The sequence below is a fragment of the Salegentibacter salinarum genome, from assembly GCF_900168115.1.
GTDB classification, from domain to species: domain Bacteria; phylum Bacteroidota; class Bacteroidia; order Flavobacteriales; family Flavobacteriaceae; genus Salegentibacter; species Salegentibacter salinarum.
Map to the genome: position 1 here is coordinate 1 of NZ_FUZC01000040.1, position 1,509 is coordinate 1,509.

Consider the following 1,509-nt stretch of genomic DNA (forward strand, 5'->3'; position numbering starts at 1 on the left):
CAGCAATAAATATAAGAAATAAGGGTGTAGGGCATACACCATCAGCTTGGGAGATATACAGCGACATTGGTCGAGTAGCCCAAGAATCCCACCTGCTTTAGCAGTGGGAGTGTCAACAGGGCTCTCCTATGTCATTAATTTCCTTTTTTATTAGCCAGTTTTCAGAGTCAGTAAAATAATTATTTAATATTCCTTTCTTTATCTATTTAAAATCTTATCTGCTTATTATACTTAAAATAAGTTTTAATGATATCCGTCATATTTTGTTATGAGATCCAGTAATAAATTAGACAGGATTTTTAGCATCATTTTCTAATGAGCTATAACCACCTTCTAAAACTTAACTATTATGAGAGCCATGACTATAGATGAAAGCACAAAGCTACTAGCCGATAATTATATAGGCAGGCTCGGCTATATCTCCAGGGGAAGAGGTGAAATAATCCCAATCACTTATTATTATGATCCTGAACAAAAAAGCATTTTAACCTATTCGGGGCAGGGAGGTAAAATTGAAGCCATGCGGAAGAATCCTTTGGTCACTTTTCAGGTAGATGAAATTTCTTCCTTAGAAAAATGGAAATCGGTTTTATTGTACGGCACGTTTGAAGAATTAGAAGGAACAGACGCTAAATATATACTGCGTTTATTTTCTGAAGGAGTGAAAAAAGCTATTAAAAATAAAGGAATACCATGTCCGGATTTTATCGAGAATTTTTCCAGTAAAAGTAATTCTGATGCACCAATAGTTTACCGTATTAATATTGATGAAATAAATGGACGCCAAAGAGATTAATAAACAAAACTTAAATTATTTGTATTTTTTTAATAGCTTTAAAACTTTTAATTTACATAATTAAACAAAATACCACTTTTAATAGATAATTCCCGAAGAAATTCGGGAACGTGATAAAGCTAACTTGAAGGACCCACACCCCTCATTTTTAAAAAACGAATTCCGGCAGAAAGTAGGTCTCCCAATTATTCGGTATTAAATTTTAATAAAAAATCTATTGATGAAAATTTTAGGGGTTATAAACCTGATACTTACGATATTTTGCCGAAGAAAGCCCTCACACTTGATGCTTTAGCCAAGGGATGAATTCGGCTTTAGTTTGAACCATTCGATGTAGTGAAAAATCAAAAAGCAATAGATAATTGACGTTAATGTAATATTTATTGTTTTTGTAAAAGGAAGGAGGTTAAGCCTAAACGTTGGAAAACATCATCTACATCAGTCTATAATTTAGGATATCATTTGATATGGTGCCCTAAATACAGAAGGAAAGTACTGATTGGTGATATAGAAAGCAGATTGAAGGAACTGCTATGAGAGAAAGCTGATGAATTGGATCTGGTTATGGAAAAATGGAAACAATGCCTGACCATGTTCATCTGTTTGTAAAGGCACAACCTACAGATGCGCCACACTTCATAGTAGGTCAGCTTAAAGGGTATACCTCCTTCAACCTAAGAAATGAATTTGCTGAATTGAAAAGCAAGCTGCCG

3 protein-coding genes are annotated in these 1,509 nt (G+C 33.9%); all 3 read left to right on the plus strand.

Annotated features, from left to right (window positions below; translation table 11 throughout):
• Window positions 1–349 precede the first annotated feature (349 nt).
• Window positions 350–796 carry a pyridoxamine 5'-phosphate oxidase family protein gene (locus B5X53_RS18810; protein WP_079714736.1) on the plus strand — a complete coding sequence of 149 codons (447 nt, stop codon included), beginning with the start codon at window positions 350–352 and terminating at the stop codon, window positions 794–796.
• Window positions 797–1,174: 378 nt separating this feature from the next.
• Window positions 1,175–1,333, plus strand: coding sequence for a transposase (locus B5X53_RS19705; protein ID WP_200811846.1), 159 nt, complete (start codon window positions 1,175–1,177; stop codon window positions 1,331–1,333).
• Window positions 1,334–1,377: 44 nt separating this feature from the next.
• A partial coding sequence (locus B5X53_RS19710; RefSeq protein WP_200811845.1) for a transposase occupies window positions 1,378–1,509 on the plus strand: 132 nt, incomplete at its 3' end.

Bases quoted from the DNA above. Each gene is read 5' to 3' on its own strand.
- B5X53_RS18810 (WP_079714736.1), top strand. From the start codon at position 350: ATGAGAGCCATGACTATAGATGAAAGCACAAAGCTACTAGCCGATAAT.